We start from the raw sequence: 17,099 nt of genomic DNA, 5'->3' as shown, positions 1-17,099 counted from the left end.
CATTTCTTCTTGAAGGGGGACCGCCTCACCCTCCTGAAGGCCCTCGGGCTCGTGATCGCCTTTTCGGGTCTCGTCGTCGTCTTTTACGGAAAACCGAAGGCCGCCAACCCCCACATGCTTTTAGGCGACCTCTTAGAGATTGCCGCGGGGATCTTGTGGGGGGCGACCACCCTCTACATCAAGAGATTTATGGCCGGGAAGGTGGAGCCGATCCATACCTTTCTCTACCAGCTCTTCTTCTCCATCCCCATCCTCTTCGGGTTGAGCCTCCTCCTAGAACCGAACCCGATCGGTCGGATCAGCCCCGCGGTCCTGGGCTCCCTTTTTTATCAATCGGTCATAGTCGCCTTCCTGAGCTACTTTGTCTGGTTCAAGCTGATCCACGAATACTCGGTGAGCCGGCTCAGCGCCTTCACCTTCTTCACCCCGGTCTTCGGTGTCCTCTCGGGTGTCCTCTTTATGGGGGAGGAATTCACGGTCTCCCTGATGGTGGGACTCCCCCTGGTCTCGGTGGGGATCTTTTTAGTCAACTGGAGGAGGAAAGAGTCGGCGGGTTCAAGGCTCAGCTGATCAGCACGGCCAGGATCTTGGCGGGTTTGCCGCCGTGGGCCTTTAACAGATGGAGGCTCGTGGAGTCGTAATAGACCGAGTCTCCGGGTCCGAGGACCTCCCGGGTGCCTTCGATCATGACCTCCATTTCCCCTTCCAGCACATAGATAAATTCCTGTCCGTCGTGGGAAGAAGGTTCATTCGCTTCGGAAGGCTGGAGGGTCACAATGAAGGGCTCCATTCCCCGGTTTTTCTTCCGGGGGGCAAGGGATTCGTATTCGTATCCGTAGCACGACTCCCTCGCCTTTCCGAACCGGGAGAAACTCTGACGCTGATTCGACTTCACGATGGTAAACGATTCATCTCCGGGACCGATGACGTCCGACATCCGGAGGGAGAGGGCCTTGCTCAATCTGATGAGCTGGCCCAGAGAGGGCATGTAATCCCCTGCTTCGATCTGGGACAAGATGGATCGGTCGATGCCGGTCCTGACGGCCAACTCTTCGAGGGAGAATCCTCTTTTTTCGCGGACCGTCCGGAGCATCTCCCCGTGGGTCAGCGACCTTTCGCCTTCGGCACGCTCCCTCACCTTTTCAAGGGTGGCCGGATCGGTGAGAAGATCCTGTCCGCTGACCTCTCCGTAATCGGAAGCAACCTTTTGAAACTCTTCGTAAGTGATCTCGCTTTTTTTCTCCTCCATCGCCCATCTCCGTCTCGGCCTGGCTCAATCCTCCAAGAGGATTTTCCTTTCCTTCCGGCGCGGGGAGGTTCTCTTTCCCCGACGAACTTTCCCTGCCTTATTTATACCATTTCCGGCGAAGAGGTCAAGCGAGTCCTCAGCCCCTGACAAAGGGGTTGTGACGCCTTTCGTGCTGGATCGTGGAACTGGGGGTGGGTCCGTAATTGTGGCCAGGATAGACCACGGTTTCTCCGGGCAACGTATAGAGCCTCTTCCGGATGGAGGTCTCCATCACCTCCCAGGAGCTTCCCGGGAAATCGGTCCTACCGACAGAGCCTACAAAGAGGGTATCGCCCGTGAAGACCATTCCGTCCACGTAGAGCGATATCCCTCCCGGAGAGTGGCCAGGGGTATGGATGACCTTCAGTTCGATCTCTCCCACCCGGAGGATATCCCCGTCTTTCACCAGAAGGTCGGCCGGTGGAGAGGGGGTCGCCCGGAACATCATGAGGAGTTCTGGAGGGGTGCGGGTGAGGAACGGGGCGTCCTTTTCATGGATCACAATTTTAGCCCCCGTCTTCCGCTTCATCTCGGCATTGCCCATGATATGGTCCACATGGGCATGGGTGTTGATGATATATTTGATCTGAGTCGCCCCCTTCTTCCTGGCCTCCCTGAGGAGGTCATCGATATCGTCCGCCGGGTCGATGAAGAGGGCTTCCCCCGTCCCTTCATCTCCAATCAGATAGCAGAAAACCGAAAAGCTTCCCACCTCAAACTGTTTAAAGATCATGGCCGCCTCCATCGGGTCTCTTTTTTAAATCATACAAGAGGGAGGCTTGAAACTTCAACTTTTTCTTGATAAATCTCAAAGGAGGATTCCTTACCAACTTCGGGCGAGGCCAAGCCGATGAAGATCGCTGAAGGACTTTACGCCTATATCTGGCAGAGCCTTTACGAAAACAATTGCAATACCTATCTGATCGAGACCGACAAGATCGCCTTGATCGACCCGGGCCATCTGCATCGTCTTCCGAACCTCTTCGATCAGATGGAAAGAGACGGGGTGAGTCCGGAGAGGATCGATCTGGTGATCGCCACCCATTCCCATCCGGACCACCTCGAGGGCTTGGAGGCCTTTGTCGAAAGGCCTGTCAAGATTGCCATGGGCCTCGAGGAGGAAGGCTATCTGCAGGGCAGCGGAAAACACCTCTATGAAATGATGGGACATCCTCTGCCCAGCCTCCGGATCGATTTCTTTCTAAAAGAAGGAGAATTCTTTCTCGGAAGGGAACGTTTCTTCGTCTACCACACGCCGGGTCATTCTCCTGGTTCGCTCACCCTCTACTGGCCGGCCCAAAAGGCCCTCTTCACCGGAGACCTCGTCTTTTCTGGAGGGGTGGGCCGGACCGACTTCCCCGGGGGCAATGGCAAGGAATTGATGAGGAGCATCGAGCGGATGGCCCGGCTTGAGATCGAATGGCTCCTTCCGGGACATGGAGAGGTCGTGCAGGGTAAAGAATGGGTATTGTATAATTTCCAGTCGATCCGCCAGAACTTCTATCCCTTCCTATGATTCCTGAAGCCGCCTCTTCATCTCGTCGAGATGGGCCCGGTACTTTTCCTCCAGGTCGGCAAGGGCCTTCTGGTACGAGGGATTGGCCTTTAGGTTGGGCTCGATGGCTTCCCCACTGAACCCCTCTCTCTTCAGGGCCTCCAAGCTCTGGGCTCGGAAGTTGAGGGCTACCTGGTCTTTCTCGTTCTGGTATTGATCGCCCAGTCTTCGGAGGCTCTCCCTCCACTCTCCCAGCGATTGGCCCTTCACCCACTCGATCCCCTTGATGAACTTTTCGTTTTCCCCCTGGAGGGTGAGCCCTTCCGTCCAGAGCTTGAATAGACCTTCCTTGACGGCTTTTCGAACCCCTTCCTCCATGCGCTCGATCTCTTTCTCAAGGTCGGCCAGATGGAGCCTTCCCTCCCCGTATCGATGGAAGAGGCTTTGAATCTTCTCCCGAAGCTCCTTCTGTTTGATCTCTTCCCGTTCTTTATCGGAAAGGGCAAATTTTTTTGTCCGCTCCAGGGCCAACTCGAGAGTGGATTTGATTTCGGCCATCTTCCCTTGCCTCGCGAACAGATAAAAAAAGAGACCCCAGAGGGGATCTGGGGTCTCTCCTCTTTACAGAAATCCCGTTAGGATTTCGTGACTACGTTGGTTGCCTGAGGACCCTTGGGGCCTTCGGAAATATCGAATTCGACCTCATCTCCCTCGTAAAGGGTTTTGAATCCATCTTTCTTGATGGCGGAGAAATGGACGAAAACATCCCCCCCGTCCTCCCGGGAGATAAATCCATATCCTTTCTTCTCATTAAACCACTTTACCCGACCTTTGGCCACTACCTTCACCTCCTCTCTTTATTGAACTGCGTAAGTTGTAATAGCCTCTGGTCTCAAATAAAAAAGGTCACAGAAGTTTTTTGGGAAAACTTTGTGACCTTTCTTATTGACTCAACCACATACTCCTTACAACTTACCGTGCCTGCAATTATGGCCAATTCCTCTTTAAATGTCAAGCTTTTTTTATTTAGCGATGGGACTCCTCACGGACGGTCCTTTTCCCAGCTGGCCAAACCCAAGGATCCCCCGTCCTTCTTGCTCATTCCTTTCGGACTTGCCTGACGAGGTTCAAGAGGAGAGGGGGATACAGAATCACTAAAAATGAAGGCGCTGAAAAGGGCCGCTATAGCGTAAGACACCCGGGGAACATCCTTAGAGGCGAAGAAGAGGGCGAAGGTGACCACCGCCAACGCGAACAGCATCCCGTTGACGAATCCAAGTCTCAAGGATTCTGGTATCGACCTGGACCAAAAGGGATTGAGGATCAGGAAGAGGAACCCCACCCCCGAGGCGATGCCGTGAATTTTCCCGAATAGGGTTTCGGGGGTTTTCGGCGGGGTTTAGGAGATAGAGGACATGCCACCGGATCAGAAATTGAAAGGCCATAGCCTGTCCATAGGCAAAGGGTACCCAAAGGAGCCCCACCCCTATCAACACCAAGCGGGCATACCCGTGGAGGGGACTTCCCGGCGTCCCCAACAGGCTGATGGGTTCAAAGAGTAGCCGGTATCCCTTGGAGTACCGGCCGAGGATGGACCGGACGACAAGATCGCATAAGATGGCCGTCACCAGTACCCCGAGAAAGAAAACCCTGGTGGAATTAGCCATGCCTCACCTCACCCCTTTTCTTCCCTCGGACGTTTTCCTCTCCACTCCTATCTCCTATCCTATCTCACGGAGATTCTCTACACCACTTCTGGAGCAGTTTCATATCCTTTCGAGAAACTAAGGATCCCAAAACCTGGGGCCTCGATCCCTCGCTCTTCATCCGTGACGAAGGACATGGATCAAAGAGTGTTCCAAAAGCTTTTGAGATTGGCCCGGGGAAGGATTATATTTTAGGTCGAAGGGTGCAATTGATGAAAGCGCTTTTGGGAGCGATTTTGTGGATGACCGTGATGGTCGTCGGCTGTCAAAAGGGTGTTCCTACCCAGAAAGAGGTGAGACAGATGTCCGGGGAAGAGGTCGGGGTCCAAGTGGCCACGTTTGCCGGCGGGTGTTTCTGGTGCACGGAAGCCGATTTTGAGAAGTTGCCTGGCGTGATCAGGGTCGTCTCGGGATATACAGGAGGAGAGGAAAAAGATCCCACGTATGAACAGGTCACCTCGGGAAAGACCGGCCATGTGGAGGCGGTCCAGGTCTATTACGATCCCTCGAAGATCACCTATGAGGAACTCCTTGAGGCCTTCTGGAGGCATATCGATCCCACGGATGCCGAAGGGCAGTTCGTTGACCGGGGTCCTCAATATCGCACGGCGATCTTCTATCATGACGAGGAGCAGAGGCAACGGGCAGAGAAATCGAAAGAGGAACTTGGCCGATCGGGGCGGTTTAAAAAACCGATTGTGACGTCGATCAGACCCTACCGAAACTTTTATGAGGCCGAGGCCTATCATCAGGATTACTTCAAGAAAGAACCTTTGAAATACCATTTCTACCGGATGGGTTCGGGCAGAGACCATTTTTTGAGAGAGATCTGGGCAAAAGAGCCCTCTTCGATCGCGGCAAGGCCGAGAGGCGGGTTTCGCAAGCCCGACGATGCCACATTGAGAGAGAACCTCACCCCTTTGCAGTACGAGGTGACCCAGAGGGACGGCACCGAACCCCCATTCGAAAATGCCTACTGGAACAATAAGAGGGAAGGGATCTATGTGGATATCGTCTCGGGGGAACCCCTCTTCAGCTCCCTCGACAAATATGATTCGGGCACAGGATGGCCCAGTTTTACCCGACCCCTCGAGCCGGGAAACATTGTCCAGAAGGAGGACCGTAGGTTCGGTATGAGAAGGATCGAGGTAAGAAGCAAACACGGAAACTCCCATCTGGGCCACCTCTTTGACGATGGCCCCCCTCCGACCGGACGCCGGTATTGTATCAACTCGGCCGCCTTGCGGTTCATCCCCAAAGAAGATCTCGAGAAAGAAGGATACGGGGAATACCGGAAGCTGTTCGAGAGGAAGTGATCTCTTTAGCTGAACCTCGCCATAGTTAGGAAGCCTTCTTCGAGATCGGCGATCAGATCGTCCGGATCCTCCAGCCCGACATGAATTCGTATCAAGGGGCCTCCCTTCCAGGGTTTTACGCTCCGGAGGGCCTCGATGCGGGCCGGGAAGATCAAACTCTCGTAGCCCCCCCAGGAGTAGCCGAGCCCGAAATAACGGCGGCCCTCGCAAAAGGCGGCCACCTGCCGGGAAGTAGGTTTTTCTCCATTGGAATTCACCCTCAGTTCGAATGAAAAGAGGCCGCTTGAGCCCCTGAAGTCTCGGCGCCAGAGTTCATGTTGAGGGTGGGTGGGCAGCGCTGGATGAAGGACGACCCCTACCTCCGGTCGGCCCTGGAGCCAGCGGGCGACCTTCAGAGCGTTCTCTTCGTGCCTTCTCATGCGAACGTCGATCGTCCGCATTCCGCGCAGGATCAGTCCGGCGTCATCCCCTCCCACGGAGGTCCCCAGCTCACGGACCGCCCTCCAGAGGGGGGACCAGTGTTCCTCCCGCACGATGACCGCTCCCATGAGGACATCGGCATGGCCGCTCCAGTATTTCGTGAGGGGGATGACGGAGGCGTCCACCCCCCAGTCGAAGGGCCTCGAAAAGAGAGGTGAACCCCAGGCATTGTCGATGACCGTCATCACGCCGTGGCTTCGGGCCATGGCACAGATGCCCGGAACATCCTGGACCTCAAAGGTATAGCTTCCCGGGCTTTCGAGAAAGATCATCCTGGTATTGGGCTGTAGAAGCCTTTCAAGGTCCTCCGGCACGATCGTAGGATCGTAATAGGTGGTATGGACCCCGAACTTCGAAAGCATCCCCCTGCAGAAGTGGCGGGTCGGTCCGTAGACCGAATCGGTCACTAAAAGGTGATCCCCTGGTTTGAGGTAGGACAGAAGCAGGGTGGTGATGGCCATCAGACCCGAGGGCATGAGCACGGCCTGACACGGATGGCCTCCGCCTTCGATCTTGGCGATCGCCTCTCGAAGGGCAAAGGTGGTAGGGGTTCCGATCGTCCCGTAATGAGAGGCTCCAAAGTCCCCCCGTTCCACGGCCTCGGCCGTGGCCTTGACCTCTTCGAGGGTCTCGAAGAGGACGGTGGAAGTCCGATAGATGGGAAGGTTGGGGGTTTGAATCGCCTTCTCAAAGCTCCGGCCAAGTTCGACGAAGGAGGTGGCGTTGATCCTCGGGGTTGAAGGCGTAGGGAGTTCTCTTTTTTTCATCGATCTGTGGAAAGTTTTCCTCAGGGCTGTGGTTGATTATAATGCAGGGGGAAAGGAGGGGTCAAGAAGCCAAGGGGGAGGAAGGGCGCAGATTTGGATTGAAACTCCTGTCATTTCCTGGTAAGTTCAATTCCACCTGAGGGAGGGAAAAATTATGATCCGATTTCTGCTCGGGGTGGTTTTCGGGATTCTTCTCGTCTTTCTCTTCATCTATTTCGGAGGGGGAAAAACGGTCAAAAAGGTGGGAGAGGGTTTGACCGAGACCGGCAAGCGAATGGAGCATCTGGAGGAGGTCCTCAAGAAGGAGAAGGACGAGGTGGGGAGGGATCTCAAAAAGAAGATCCTCAAAGAAGAGAGGGATCTCTCCAAGAAGGTTCAATAGCGGATGGAGAAGTCTTGGAACTCACCTTGATAGGCCTCCCAGTTGACCAGGACCCTGGTCACCCTCGCCTCGGTTGGCCCCCGGTGGCACCATGCGATCATTTTTTCAACCTTCTCCTTATCGCCTTCGAAGAGGGCTTCCACCGAGCCGTCTCTCCTGTTCCGGACCCAGCCCTTCACGCTTAAAAGGTGGGCCATCTCCTGGGTGTGAGCCCGAAAGAAGACGCCCTGCACTCTGCCTTCTACAATCACATGGGCCCTCGCCTTTTCCATATCGGAATTCCTAAGACCGCTTCACCTCCTTTCGGTCCTCCTCCCCGATCCACTGCTCAGCGAAATCATTTTAATTGAAGAACGAAGACCTCGGCCTCTTGGTCGGTGGTATACGGGCCGAAGAGGATCGCATCGGGAAAACCCTCGACCCTGACAAAATAGGAGGTATTCGGGTCTATCTCGTTCTGAACGGCCCAGGCCGTAAACTCTCTTCCCCCTAAACTCAACTTCATCCCCTTGAGAGGATACCGAAGGCTCGAGGTGGTGGGCAGGCTCCCTTTAGGGCCGACCGCATGGAAGGTGATCTCGGCCTCCGAGACGCCCAACATCGCCCCGGGCCAGGTCTGATGGGAGGGTCCCACCTCGATCCATTGCCCGATATGGGGATGGCCGTAGGTATCGATCCGGTATTCGGGGGAGATCTCTTTCGGGGGCATGCTCAGCTTGACCACCAACTTCGCTGCCATTCCCGGATCGGTCAGCGAGAGAAGATCGGCCCCCTTCAAAGGCGTGGGGAGGCCTTCTTCAGAGGGCAACTCTCTCTCCGTTAGGAGAATGGCCACCGGGAAGGTAATCCCTTTTGCCGCCTGGAGGGTTAAGCCTAACAGGGATAAGCCATATCGAATAGAGGGGTTATTTAAATGTTCCCTTGAGGCGAGGATCAACCAGAGGGAGACCTCGGGCTTAACCAGCTCCTCCCTCGGTCTGGCCCAGGCCATCTTGTCGAGCGCGTCCTCCCAGAAATGTCCTCTTGCCTCGAGGCCGTAGGTGCGAAGCTGAGCGATGAGTTGGCTCACCTTCTCTTCAGAATCGATCAAAGACGTCAGCCAAAGGCTCTTCATCTTTTTTTCTCCGCAGAAACGACGGCCTCCCCCTCCCCTGTTGAAGGAGGAGGAAGGACGCGAAGGGTCTCGGTCCGGCCGATCGAAGGGATCAAGAAACCAGGCTCTTCAACTGCTCTTTCAGAGAATCCGTCATCTTCTCGATCGCCTCGAGGTCGACGATCTCCTGAAAGGCTGAAATTCCCGAAAGCTGGGTGATCTGAAGGATGAAGTCATCGGGAGGGAGGAAGGTCGCGATCGGCGCTTTCAACACCACCACCGGAAGGTTTCCGAGGTCGACCAGCTCCTGAACCTCCACCTCATAGCGCAAATCCTCCAAGAGCCTTCTCAGCTCTGGAAAATGCCTCAAGAAGACCACCAGCGAGAGGTGATCGATCAAGGCCTGTTGCATCTCATCGGTTTGGCGGGGTTCTCGGCCGGAGACCATGGCGCGGACCCTCTCCAGAGAACAATCCCCGCGGAACGAAAGGACCCATTGGGTGGGGGCAAGGATCTGGACGGTTCGATCGTCTCCCTCGAGGCGCAGTGGGTATTGGTAAGGGGTGACCTCCAGCTGTTGGTTGATGGGGGGAAGAGGGGGCTGTAGTTTCTTCGGTAAGCCGAAGGGTTTTTCACAAACCGAACCGAAGAGTTCCTGGAGTTCGGCAAAGGCCTTCTCCGATCGGGGGACATCCTCTTTGACCGCGCTTTTCACGTAAGTCCCCAAAAGCTTTCGGGGGAGGAAGAGGGGCCTCAAAGTGTCGAGGTGGCCATTGAGACGTTTGCCCAAGGCCTGAGAGATCTTCTCGGTGACCTGACGGAGCTTGAAAAACTCCTGGCTGTCGAGTTGTTTTCTCGGGATCTCTTTCATCCTTCCGGACCTGCCCTTCCATTACCATAATTGCCGTGAAGATGTCAAATGGTTTCAGGATCTAAACCTCTTTGCCCGTGGCGAACTCCATCATCCGTTCGAAAAGCCAGATCCCCGACCACCGTCGATTCCCGAAAGGGGCATTCTCCCTCGCCCACTCAAGGGCGAAGGGCATCGGAATCAAGACCGGAGCGGTCTGGTTCAGCTCAGCAGCCAGGCGCGCGGTGGCCGTCGTCATGCTCCTCGGGATTTTCACCTTTCGGATCCCTTTTTTGAATGGATCGGCACAGAGGGTCGAAGGGGAGAGGATGTTGTACTCCCGGCAGGCGAATGGCCGGATCGGATAGATGCTGCAGGCCCCCTCGTCCAGGAAAGGGCAGGGCAGTCCCATCCGGAAATATTCGTAGGCGATCACCTGATGTTCGTCAGTGGATTCGATGTTCCGTATCTTTTCCGTGACCCCTCGCTGATCCATGACCTCTCGGATTTTCTGGAAGGCGGCCTCGATCTTGACCTTCTTCTCTAAAGGGAGGCCCTTCAAAAAATCGTTTAAGAAGAAGACCTCGGGTGGGGAGAGGGGGACCAATTGGCAGCAACAGAGGCCCTTCTCACAGCCTTTGTGGCAGGAGATCGTCTCGCCGTTCTTCCTTTCCCGCTGGAGGGCAAGCCCCACGATGCCGTCACAGAGCTTCTGCATCGGAGGCACGAGATCGGCCAGGCCCAGAGGGAGATCGGGGATCGCTACCCTTGCCGGCGGAAGCTTCCCATCCGGCGTCTCGATCGAGATCGTGATGATCTTGGCAACACCCATCATCTCTTCTTCAATTTTCAGTGTTCGGCCCTTTTCATTGAAGGCCCCTCAGAAAATTACCTTCTAACCTTTTGGAGTTTCTCCGTCACGGGTTACAAGATCGTTCCCATCTCGGCCAATGGTGACCAGTCCCTTTGTATTCTTGTGCCTCGGAAGGGTGGTGTGGTATAACAATCGGGGGGTTCAAATGCGCTTTCTCGTTTTAATCTTAGGTCTCGTTTTTATCCTCTGGGGGATCTGGGATTGTGTCACAGGGACCTCCACCAGCGGGGGGCGTTTCCATCTGCCCACCCCTTATAGTGCGAAACAACTCGGCCCCTTCTTTTACCTGATCGCCATCCTCAAAATCGCAGTCGGCCTCTATGCGATTGGCCTAACTTTATATCAATTTTTCAAAAAACTTTAATCTTCCCACGGCAAGCCCTCAACCAAGGACCCCAGTCAAACTATTTCATCCTTGTCCTTTTGTTTCCAACCTTTCCTTGATTAACGAAGCGATCACTCCCCAGATCGTCCTCCCTCCCAAACGGCGGTCCCACTCCTCATATCTTTGGAGATCTTCTTTCTCAGAGAAGTAAGCAATGGCCTGGGGGATGGTCTCGGCCAATTCGTGAGGGAGGCGATCCGATCCAAGGGCTTTCTCCCAATGTTCGATCGCCCGCCTTTTATCTTTTTTGACAAGAAAGCGGGCGATCTCATCCTGCACCTCCGGGTCCGGGTCGTCCTGATGCTTTTTTAATAACTCTTCCGCCATTTCAGGATAATTGTTCAAAAGATAATAGAGGGCAAAACCCCGACAGATCGTCCTCGGATTCGCAAGGAGATGTCCTGTGACTTTTTTCAAAGTCTCCCAAGGGGGAGAATATTTAAGAAGATGCCAAAGGGACTGATAGGTGGCGCCGTCAAATTCCCCAGGCCGTTTTGCTTCCTCAAGCTGAGCCTGATAAAGGGCTTTTGCCTCGTCTAACGATAGTTTATATTCCCCCTTTCGGACAGCGACGATAAGGGCAGACAGTTTGTCTCGCCGGAGATATCTATTGGGTTCGGAAAGGGCTTTCATTAATAAGCTATCGTTATCCATATAATCCTCCCCTATCACCAACTCACGGGCGTGTGGTTAGATTTATAATCACTCCGTGAGGTCGGATTATTATTATCATCAAAGGTATCGTAAATTCCAGGAGTCCATCTTCCAGCGTAGGCATTTGCAGCATCATCGGCGCTCGTGCCGGGGGGGAGGGTTCTCTCTCCCGTTTTTGGATTCGTGGCTGAATCACGACGGGCCTGGTCGTTCGGGAGGTATTCCCGATGACAATGGGGAGGATCTCCTGCAAAATCTTTAACATCTCCTTTGTATTCCGGCGGGGGGTGATGGCCATGGGGGTCTATTCTTACGGCCTCGTAATTTCCGTATTCGTCCCTCCTCAACCAGACCTCGCTCCCTGAATTGGGATCTGTCCTATCCATATAGATGGGAATATCCGGATCATCGCTAATAAGAATCTCTACTGTCCTTTCTTTACTCCTTCTCCGAAATCCAAGCCCGTATAGGATTTGTCTGATTTCATCGATCGGCCTGTCCCGGAATGGAGGGACATCAGAGAACGGCTTAGCCCCCTTTCTTACCGTAATCGGTATTTGTCGAACATCGGAGACCGTTTCGAAGTCGGGCCCATCTTCACCGGTTTTGGGCTTTGGAGGTTGATCGCCCCCGCAACAGAGCCCCCTGACATCGACCTCAACCGTTGGCCTCGTCGAATAGAGGTAGAGATTGAAAGATTCTCCGATCCCCGCAGGGTCCGACTGCAGATACCTTCCCAGTTCAGGGCTATAGTAACGGAAACGGTTATAATGGAGTCCTGTTTCTGAGTCGAAATGGTGTCCGGGAAATCTCAGGGAGAAATCGATGGTCGAGCTTTCATCGACATGGGCGGTCCCATAGGGTTCGATCGTGGCGCTCCAGGCCGGTTTTCCGGCTTCGTCCTCCACCAAGATCGGCGTTCCAAGATGATTGCAAAAAACGAAGAACCGTCTCCCCCTTTTGGGATCGGCCTCGACGCTATCGTATTCCATGAAGAGAAGGGGGACGATCGAAAAGGCATCGGCGTAGATATAGATTCGAACCGATCCGTCTCCGAGGATCTCGGCTATCAGCCGATCGGTATCCCAATAATATTCGGTTGTCTGGGAACCAATGCGTTTCTCGATCCTCCTCCCGAGGGGATCGTAACGGGCTTCCCATCGGACCTCTCCGTCCTCCTCGATCGCCTTCAGAAAATCTCGGGCGTCGTAATGGTATTTAATCCTTCTGACATCATTCTCCCTCACGGAAAGGGCGTTCCGGACATTATATTCGAACCGGTCCCCATTGGCCCTGGCGAGGCGGTTTCCTTCCCGGAGCGTCACACCTTCCAGCCCCGGTTTCTTGATAAGATTGTCCGCAAGATCATGTTCGTAAAAATCCACTTTTCCATCGGGGAAAATGGATTTGACCAGACGATGGGCCCGATCATATTCGAATCGATGGTCTCCCTTGAGGTTGTCCTTGATCTTCAAAAGATCCCCTTCCCCTGAGTAAATGAATTCCCTTCGCCATTTTGTGTAGGGGTTGGACCGTCGCTCAAGGGTTTTCTCCAGGCATCGACCCTCGTAATCGAATAGGGAGACCTCTTTTGTCCCGTTAGACATGGCTCGGCTGACCAGGCCGTTTCTCATCACCTGAATCGTGTGGATCCCGCCTCCGGGATCTTCGATCAGAAGGGAACCGTCTTGCTGTCGGTGGTATTTAATGACGAACCGGCCGAAAACGGTCGTTTGAGCCAAACCCATCGGGTTGAACCGATGCCTGACCCCGAGACCATCCCTTTCGTCCTTGATCCGGTTCCCCCACTCGTCGTATTCAAATTGGATGGTATGTTCATCCGTTCGGACCTCCTTAAAGCGGCCTGAAGAATCGTATTCAAAATAGTGGGTTTCCCCCGAGGCGAGAAACCTTGCCTTTTTAAGATTGCCCGGGCCGATCTCGAACGTCAGCAGGGGACGCCCTTCCCCATCCCTCTTTTCGATCAGATTGTCGGCCAGATCATAGCGGTAGGTTTCTTTCAGGACCCCGTGCCTCCAGATCTCGGCGAGGCGATCCTTCAAGTCGTAGCGGTACTCGCTCCTCGTGCCGCCTGGATCCGTGACGGAGGTGATCTTTTCGGAGGCATTGTAGGTATAGGAGACCCTTCGTTCTAATGGATCGATCCGGTGTTGGAGGAGATTCCAAGAGGTGTATTCGAACCCATAGGGAGAACCGTCCCGGTCGATATATCGTTGGATATTCCCGTTGGCATCGTAGGTCCAACGTCGGAAGGTTCCCCCGGGGCCCAATTCTTTGACCCGAAGGCCGAACCGATCGAATATTTGGGGTCCTGACGGGAACTCTGACGGGAGACCTCTCTCAACGTCTGGCGCTGGGGGAGAGGCTTTTGAATCTATTTTGAGTTTGGGTATGGCGGAATAGGACCGGCGGACGAGATCCCCGTATTCCCATTCAAGGGGGGTAGCTGGAACCCTGTGCGGGGGAGGACCAGAAGGGGTCTCTTCCTCCCCCATCGGGGAAAACTGTCCGAAACCATTTAATTTCCCGACCGGATGGCCTGCCGGATCATAAATCCATCGGATTCCATCTCCATTGGGGCCGATCTCTTCGGTCAATCTTCCTTCCTCGTCATGGTTCAAAAGCTTCACCCCGCCATAGGGATCGATGATTTGGAAGAGGGTTCCGTTTTCATGATAGCAGTAAGTCCATTCTCCTCCATTGGCTTTCGTGACAATCGTCGTCCTTTCTTGGGTTAAGAACTTAAGTCGGACCTCATGGAGGCCATCCTGGCCGTAAGCGTGAATGCACCGTCCCTCTCCATCATATTCGAAAAAGAACGTGTATCCCCGCCGGTCTGTTTTTGAAATCATCCTGTGGTTTTGGTCATAGGTAAATCGGAAGACATTTCGGTAGGCATCGGTCCCTTGAAGGAGGTGGCCCGCTTCATCATAAACGTACTGCACAAGCGGAATCTTCCGGATCTCCTGACCTTGGGAGGTCTCCATCAAGGAGAGGCCCAATATGAGGCCCTTCTCATTGGTTTCGACACGGAGTTGCCGCCGAAGGGAATCGATGATCCCTTGGAGGGCTCCATCGGAATCGTATTGAAAATAGATGGAGACAGATCCCGAGAACAAACGTTTGATGGGAGCGGGACGGTCAGGGGTTTCGAAGGAAAACTCCATGGCGGGATGCTGAAATTTAAAGAGGTGGTAACACGAAGGAGAGACGCGTTTCAGGGTATAGCCTTCCCGGGAAACCTGATCACCGTCCTTTAGGAGATAGGGAAAATGGACAGCTTTCCCCTGGGGTTTTGTATAACGCATCCCGTCGACATCAAATTGGAGCCAGTGATCATACTCGTGGGTATGGCCCCATCCGAGTGGGCCGGGCTTTAATTTCTTAGAACTATCATAGTAGCGTCGCCATTCGAAAGGGAGGGGACCTTCCAACTTGAAGTCCACTTGGATATCGGTATTGGCCCCGGTGATGACATCGACCGGATCGCTTACCACTCTTAGGGAGTCATCCATCTTTAAAACCGAACGGTGGGCTCTTCCCTCACTATAAGGGGCATGAAGAAGCGCCTGCTTTTTGGTCTCCTGTTTCAGAAGGATTCTTCCTTCTCCTGAGTCTACCCAGTTTTTCCAGAAGCTTGGCCGAAGGGTTTGGAAAATTGATCATGGGAAAGCCCCCGATCTGGACACTGGGGTAGAAGGAGATGAGGAAGCCTGGAGCCGGGATCAATGCTGGGTCTTTTCCCATGGCTTGGCTCAAGGCGAAGGCGGCTGCATCTGTAGCCATTTGGGCTGCCTGTGCGGAGGCCGAGATCGTTTTGGCAGCCGCCATGGCGGCATCGCTCTCGGCAATGGCCTCTGCCGTATCTGCGGCCACCCCAAGGGCTGAAACGGTTTGTGAGGCAAGGGCCATTCCAGCAGCCACGGCTCGCGCCCATCCTGCGGCCGCCGGTTGACATTCCCGGCAGATATCTCCCACCCGGGCAGCCCTTGTTCCTCCGATGAAGGTATTGGAGGAACCGGTAAAGATTTCGAAAACGGGGACAAAACCACAACAACTGACCGCAAATCCCAGATCCCCCGCACGGGCTGCGGGTCTGCCCTCGATCAAGACGGTGACACAATTTCCTACGAGGACCGGACCGAAACTCGGCATTGGTATGGGTGGGGCCGGGGGAACCAAACTGGGGGGGTGGGCATGAGGATGGGGAATGCCCAAATACAGAGATCCCATCGTGGCAGCGGGTTGGAAGGCGGGGACCAGTTGAGCGATCGGATCGGTTAACAAGGCAAAACCTGTATTCATCAATGTGAGGGGAAGATTGACCATACCCATAACCCCACTCGCAACTTGCTGGGCCGTCCTGAGGGGATGCTGAGGGGGTGGGGGGGGCTCCCCAGGGTTGGGGATTCCTGCCGCCTCCTTGAAAGGCTTGATTGCCATGTTGACTTCGTAGGCAAGCCCTTCTAAAACGGTGTTGAAATGATCCTGGGGGTCATAAGGCATAGGTATCCCCTTGTCCGATCTTCTGACCCTTTAGGATGGAAGACCATTATGGGATGACCGAAGGGTCTCCAGTTCACCCACAACATCCTTGAACTCTTTGTTCTTCCCTGTTTTTTGATAACAATCCTTCAACCGCAAGAGAATATTTTGCAACAAGAATTTTTCCTCCATGGCCCTGGCCAGAGTGGCTCCCTCTTTCCATGTCTCGATGGCTTTTTCTATATTTTTTTGCATGGCCTGGCACAAACCTCGGTTCTCAAGACAGAGGATCTTGGCCTGGGGCACCCGAAGGGCGGTCGCAATCTTCTCGGCACTCTCGTAATAGATTTCGGCCTCTTCCCAGGCTTCTTCCTTCGCCTTCAGATGGCCTAAGTTCAGTAGAATGTTCAGCAGGACGGGCTCCGATTTCGATTCGATGGCTGGCGTAAGAGAAGATTCGTAATACCTCTGGGCCTCCTTCAGGTCTCCTAATCGCATGAAGACATCTCCGATCCAATTCAGCACCAGAGCGGTCATCGCAGGTTGCCCTGTCCCCTGATAGTAGGATAGGAGAAGCTTGTATTTCGGGAGAGCGTCGTGAAATCGTCCATGGGCGAGATCAAGCCCCGCGAGGGAAAGCAGAGACTGGAGTCGCTGATCCAGAGGGACACCCCCATCCATCACTTCTTCCCGGAGGCTTCTTTCCATGGCCTCCACACCCAAATCCGGACTATAGGTGGAAACTCTGGGAGGGGGAGTCCCTGCCGGATGGAGAAGGGGGGAATCTTTTTCGTCTCTAAAGAAGATCCTCATATGATGACACCAGGGGACCGGGAATTGATGTTCCATCAGCCTTTTTACCATCTCTTGATACTCTAAAGGATGGTGAATTTTGAAAGGGAAAAATGCCCAGATCGAGAGATGTCCCTCCTCCGAGGGCAATAGGGCGCGGGAAAATTCCATCAACCCTTTGAGACGAAGCACGGGATCCTGGGCGGGATCAAAGATCGGTTGGGGAATTGGGGGCCAGGGGGGCTTTCCTTCTTTTTTCAATCCTTCGCAGACGCCTTCATATTTTGTCTTAAAATGGCCAATCACCGTTTCGACGTAAGAGGCCAAGTCCTTGAATTCATCGGCAAACATCCAGAAGAGATCCGAGTTGTTCGATTCGTCGATGCCCTGGAGAATTTTAAGGATATAGGCCGTCTCAAAATCACGACAGCCGATGATCATAAAGAGATGGTCTCTCTGATCGATAAAATGGCTCAATGTCACCTGCACTTCCTCAAAAAGTTTTCTCATG

19 protein-coding genes are annotated in these 17,099 nt (G+C 54.1%); 6 read left to right on the top strand and 13 right to left on the bottom strand.

The annotated features are described in order from the left end of the window. A partial coding sequence (locus N3G78_07005) for a DMT family transporter (protein MCX8117659.1) occupies positions 1–570 on the top strand: 570 nt, incomplete at its 5' end. Here N3G78_07005 and N3G78_07000 read toward each other — a convergent pair. Then, on the bottom strand, positions 563–1,249 hold the full coding sequence (locus N3G78_07000; protein ID MCX8117658.1) for a cupin domain-containing protein: 687 nt from the start codon (positions 1,247–1,249) through the stop codon (positions 563–565). The genes N3G78_07005 and N3G78_07000 overlap by 8 nt on opposite strands. A 136-nt stretch (positions 1,250–1,385) precedes the next feature. Next, complete coding sequence (locus tag N3G78_06995) at positions 1,386–2,033, bottom strand: MBL fold metallo-hydrolase (GenBank protein ID MCX8117657.1); 648 nt, start codon at positions 2,031–2,033, stop codon at positions 1,386–1,388. Positions 2,034–2,138: 105 nt separating this feature from the next. Here N3G78_06995 and N3G78_06990 point away from each other — a divergent pair, with 105 nt between their 5' ends. After that, positions 2,139–2,804, top strand: coding sequence for an MBL fold metallo-hydrolase (locus tag N3G78_06990; protein MCX8117656.1), 666 nt, complete (start codon positions 2,139–2,141; stop codon positions 2,802–2,804). On the opposite strand, the gene N3G78_06985 is transcribed toward N3G78_06990, so the two are convergent. Further along, positions 2,799–3,341 (bottom strand): hypothetical protein, encoded by a 543-nt coding sequence (locus N3G78_06985; protein ID MCX8117655.1) that lies wholly within the window; start codon positions 3,339–3,341, stop codon positions 2,799–2,801. The genes N3G78_06990 and N3G78_06985 overlap by 6 nt on opposite strands. A gap of 77 nt (positions 3,342–3,418) precedes the next feature. Further along, positions 3,419–3,622, bottom strand: coding sequence for a cold-shock protein (locus N3G78_06980; protein ID MCX8117654.1), 204 nt, complete (start codon positions 3,620–3,622; stop codon positions 3,419–3,421). A 396-nt stretch (positions 3,623–4,018) separates the two neighbouring features. Here N3G78_06980 and N3G78_06975 point away from each other — a divergent pair, with 396 nt between their 5' ends. Together N3G78_06975 and msrA are read left to right on the top strand one after the other, a co-directional pair. Then, complete coding sequence (locus tag N3G78_06975) at positions 4,019–4,144, top strand: hypothetical protein (GenBank protein MCX8117653.1); 126 nt, start codon at positions 4,019–4,021, stop codon at positions 4,142–4,144. A 647-nt stretch (positions 4,145–4,791) separates the two neighbouring features. Further along, a complete protein-coding gene (gene msrA / locus N3G78_06970) occupies positions 4,792–5,805 on the top strand; it encodes a peptide-methionine (S)-S-oxide reductase MsrA (protein ID MCX8117652.1) in 1,014 nt (337 codons plus the stop codon). Between the two features lie 5 nt (positions 5,806–5,810). On the opposite strand, the gene metC is transcribed toward msrA, so the two are convergent. Next, positions 5,811–7,052, bottom strand: a complete 1,242-nt coding sequence (gene metC, locus N3G78_06965; GenBank protein ID MCX8117651.1) for a cystathionine beta-lyase — start codon at positions 7,050–7,052, stop codon at positions 5,811–5,813. A 154-nt stretch (positions 7,053–7,206) separates the two neighbouring features. Here metC and N3G78_06960 point away from each other — a divergent pair, with 154 nt between their 5' ends. Continuing rightward, positions 7,207–7,434, top strand: coding sequence for a hypothetical protein (locus tag N3G78_06960; GenBank protein ID MCX8117650.1), 228 nt, complete (start codon positions 7,207–7,209; stop codon positions 7,432–7,434). On the opposite strand, the gene N3G78_06955 is transcribed toward N3G78_06960, so the two are convergent. The 4 genes from N3G78_06955 to N3G78_06940 form a co-directional block, all read right to left on the bottom strand. Continuing rightward, complete coding sequence (locus N3G78_06955) at positions 7,428–7,706, bottom strand: acylphosphatase (protein ID MCX8117649.1); 279 nt, start codon at positions 7,704–7,706, stop codon at positions 7,428–7,430. The genes N3G78_06960 and N3G78_06955 overlap by 7 nt on opposite strands. A gap of 65 nt (positions 7,707–7,771) precedes the next feature. Next, positions 7,772–8,548, bottom strand: a complete 777-nt coding sequence (locus N3G78_06950) for a hypothetical protein (protein ID MCX8117648.1) — start codon at positions 8,546–8,548, stop codon at positions 7,772–7,774. A gap of 91 nt (positions 8,549–8,639) precedes the next feature. Then, complete coding sequence (locus N3G78_06945; GenBank protein ID MCX8117647.1) at positions 8,640–9,398, bottom strand: hypothetical protein; 759 nt, start codon at positions 9,396–9,398, stop codon at positions 8,640–8,642. Between the two features lie 61 nt (positions 9,399–9,459). Further along, positions 9,460–10,209: a YkgJ family cysteine cluster protein gene (locus N3G78_06940; protein MCX8117646.1), complete on the bottom strand. Its 750-nt coding sequence runs from the start codon at positions 10,207–10,209 to the stop codon at positions 9,460–9,462. Between the two features lie 187 nt (positions 10,210–10,396). Here N3G78_06940 and N3G78_06935 point away from each other — a divergent pair, with 187 nt between their 5' ends. After that, positions 10,397–10,615: a hypothetical protein gene (locus N3G78_06935; GenBank protein MCX8117645.1), complete on the top strand. Its 219-nt coding sequence runs from the start codon at positions 10,397–10,399 to the stop codon at positions 10,613–10,615. 45 nt (positions 10,616–10,660) lie between these two features. On the opposite strand, the gene N3G78_06930 is transcribed toward N3G78_06935, so the two are convergent. The 4 genes from N3G78_06930 to N3G78_06915 are packed head-to-tail and all read right to left on the bottom strand — an operon-like array spanning position 10,661 to position 17,098. Continuing rightward, on the bottom strand, positions 10,661–11,290 hold the full coding sequence (locus tag N3G78_06930) for a hypothetical protein (protein MCX8117644.1): 630 nt from the start codon (positions 11,288–11,290) through the stop codon (positions 10,661–10,663). Between the two features lie 14 nt (positions 11,291–11,304). Next, the gene (locus tag N3G78_06925) at positions 11,305–14,826 is read right to left on the bottom strand and encodes a DUF6531 domain-containing protein (GenBank protein ID MCX8117643.1); all 3,522 of its coding nucleotides are present in this window, start codon (positions 14,824–14,826) and stop codon (positions 11,305–11,307) included. A 31-nt stretch (positions 14,827–14,857) separates the two neighbouring features. Further along, entirely contained in the window at positions 14,858–15,817 is a 960-nt protein-coding gene (locus N3G78_06920) for a PAAR domain-containing protein (protein ID MCX8117642.1), read from the bottom strand. 30 nt (positions 15,818–15,847) lie between these two features. Then, positions 15,848–17,098 carry a tetratricopeptide repeat protein gene (locus N3G78_06915; protein ID MCX8117641.1) on the bottom strand — a complete coding sequence of 417 codons (1,251 nt, stop codon included), beginning with the start codon at positions 17,096–17,098 and terminating at the stop codon, positions 15,848–15,850. Position 17,099: the final 1 nt, after the last annotated feature.

It is taken from the genome of Thermodesulfobacteriota bacterium (genome assembly GCA_026415035.1).
In the GTDB taxonomy this organism is placed as follows: Bacteria; Desulfobacterota; BSN033; order BSN033; family UBA1163; genus RBG-16-49-23.
Note: the sequence above shows the minus strand (reverse complement) of the source record. Positions and strands in the feature narration are given on the sequence as shown.

Excerpts from the sequence above, each read along its gene's own strand:
- N3G78_07000 (MCX8117658.1), bottom strand. The coding sequence starts at position 1,249 with ATGGAGGAGAAAAAAAGCGAGATCACTTACGAAGAGTTTCAAAAGGTT.
- N3G78_06995 (MCX8117657.1), bottom strand. The coding sequence starts at position 2,033 with ATGGAGGCGGCCATGATCTTTAAACAGTTTGAGGTGGGAAGCTTTTCG.
- N3G78_06990 (MCX8117656.1), top strand. The coding sequence starts at position 2,139 with ATGAAGATCGCTGAAGGACTTTACGCCTATATCTGGCAGAGCCTTTAC.
- N3G78_06985 (MCX8117655.1), bottom strand. The coding sequence starts at position 3,341 with ATGGCCGAAATCAAATCCACTCTCGAGTTGGCCCTGGAGCGGACAAAA.
- msrA (MCX8117652.1), top strand. The coding sequence starts at position 4,792 with ATGTCCGGGGAAGAGGTCGGGGTCCAAGTGGCCACGTTTGCCGGCGGG.
- metC (MCX8117651.1), bottom strand. The coding sequence starts at position 7,052 with ATGAAAAAAAGAGAACTCCCTACGCCTTCAACCCCGAGGATCAACGCC.
- N3G78_06960 (MCX8117650.1), top strand. The coding sequence starts at position 7,207 with ATGATCCGATTTCTGCTCGGGGTGGTTTTCGGGATTCTTCTCGTCTTT.
- N3G78_06955 (MCX8117649.1), bottom strand. The coding sequence starts at position 7,706 with ATGGAAAAGGCGAGGGCCCATGTGATTGTAGAAGGCAGAGTGCAGGGC.
- N3G78_06950 (MCX8117648.1), bottom strand. The coding sequence starts at position 8,548 with ATGAAGAGCCTTTGGCTGACGTCTTTGATCGATTCTGAAGAGAAGGTG.
- N3G78_06945 (MCX8117647.1), bottom strand. The coding sequence starts at position 9,398 with ATGAAAGAGATCCCGAGAAAACAACTCGACAGCCAGGAGTTTTTCAAG.
- N3G78_06940 (MCX8117646.1), bottom strand. The coding sequence starts at position 10,209 with ATGGGTGTTGCCAAGATCATCACGATCTCGATCGAGACGCCGGATGGG.
- N3G78_06935 (MCX8117645.1), top strand. The coding sequence starts at position 10,397 with ATGCGCTTTCTCGTTTTAATCTTAGGTCTCGTTTTTATCCTCTGGGGG.
- N3G78_06930 (MCX8117644.1), bottom strand. The coding sequence starts at position 11,290 with ATGGATAACGATAGCTTATTAATGAAAGCCCTTTCCGAACCCAATAGA.
- N3G78_06925 (MCX8117643.1), bottom strand. The coding sequence starts at position 14,826 with ATGGATGACTCCCTAAGAGTGGTAAGCGATCCGGTCGATGTCATCACC.
- N3G78_06920 (MCX8117642.1), bottom strand. The coding sequence starts at position 15,817 with ATGCCTTATGACCCCCAGGATCATTTCAACACCGTTTTAGAAGGGCTT.
- N3G78_06915 (MCX8117641.1), bottom strand. The coding sequence starts at position 17,098 with ATGAGAAAACTTTTTGAGGAAGTGCAGGTGACATTGAGCCATTTTATC.